Source organism: Aquamicrobium segne (assembly GCF_042656785.1).
GTDB lineage: Bacteria > Pseudomonadota > Alphaproteobacteria > Rhizobiales > Rhizobiaceae > Mesorhizobium > Mesorhizobium segne.
In genome coordinates this window covers 1-1,603 of record NZ_JBHSLL010000027.1, presented here as the reverse complement: position 1 = coordinate 1,603, position 1,603 = coordinate 1, and the positions used below count along the sequence as shown (strand labels likewise).

At 59.8% G+C, this 1,603-nt stretch carries 1 protein-coding gene; it reads right to left on the bottom strand.

Going from position 1 to position 1,603, the window contains the following annotated elements:
- The coding region (locus ACFPLB_RS10195) for a BID domain-containing protein (protein ID WP_378229258.1) at positions 1-1,603 on the bottom strand (1,603 nt) is incomplete at both ends.

Here is a 1,603-nt window from a genome sequence, read left to right as displayed (position 1 = left end):
GCTTATCGGCGCGACCGGCGAGCAGGCCAGTTTTGCCCTTGAGCACCCCGAAGCTTTCCGGATCATCGGTGATCTTCGTCAGCGCATATTTGGCATGTTCCGGATCCTTCAACATGGCGTCGACGTTGACTGCCACAAAGGCGGCTTCCGGATTTGCGTATACCAGACGGAAGCGGCTGGAGACTTCCTCCCATTGCGCTTTGAGGGTCGGATCGGCAGTGAGCTTGTCCTCGGCCGCCTGCTCGATAGATTTCGGGAACACGGTGATACCGGCGACCATGGGTTCGGCTTCTCTGATGCTGCTGGACAGAACCTGCCGATGCGCACCTGGGGCCAGGCCAAGCCGTCCGGCAATGGTACGCAGCCGCATTCCGAATTCGGCAAGCTTCTGCTTTTGCCGAACGGTCCAGTCGAGCCGATCACGAACAATAGTTCTGGCTACATTCATGAGGTTGAGCCCGCGCAATTGGGCAAACCGCAGCGCGGCACGATAGGAAGACGCATTCTCAAAATCGAGCGTAGTTTCCTTTGAGCCGTCGCGTGACAGGCGCTCAACGAGCTTCGACATGGCGAGGTCGCGGATATCGACCACATCCCAGGAATGGCGCTGGACCGTTTTGCCATCCGGCAGAACGATTGGCCCCGAGCCCTTGTGTTCGAGGCCAATGCGATCACCGATTTCGGGCGCGGCCTTCGTCATCGCGCGCTTGAGGTCGACGCCCCAGATCGTGTTCTGCTGGCCGTCGCCATTTTCCAGCGTCACGAAATAGCTGTCGCGGTTTTTAGGTTTGTTCTCATAGGGCGCAACTCCATGATCGATGAGGATACCGCCTGTTCGGGCAAAATCGCCAAGGGGCACATAGAGCCGGGCATCGTCGCGATGCCGCGTCAGCGCCACATAGGTGAGATGCCGATCGAGCGAACGCGACGCCAGCACCTTCACATCATCGACCGTCGCACCCTGCGACTTATGAACGGTTGTCGCATAGCCATGGTCGAGATTGGCATAGAAGCGCTGCTCAACCGTGACCTCACGGTGATTGTCACCATCCCCAATGCGGGCAACGATCCGGCCGGGGGCGGCGTCGACCACTTTCGCCAGCATGCCGTTCTTGACGCTGAGCGAACCTTCATTCTTGAGGAAAACGATTTGATCGCCGGCGGCGAAGTGGCGAATGCCATCTTCTGTCTTGAAGGCAAACCCGTCACCAACAATCCCACGCTCGACCAACTGCTGACGGGCCAGATCGTTCAGCTCACGCACATCACGGCGAAGGTGAGCAAGGATGAGCGACGTCCGCCCCGGGTCGTAGTCGCGGTTCCAGTCCTCGATCAGGGACTGGACGGTTTTCTCCCGCGTCCATTCTCCGATCACCATGTCGGCATTGTCGTAGGCATCAAGGGCAGCACTGATCCTGCCACGGGCGAGATCCGCCGACGCCGTGCGCATCCAGCCCTCGCGCTGGCGGTAGATCGTGCCCAGCTCCGCATAGCCGATACGATCAGCAATGGCCCGGAAGGCAGCACCCGCTTTGATCGGCTGCAGCTGATCGGGGTCCCCAACCAGAATGAGTTTGGCCCCTGCCTTCGTCACTGCCTCGAC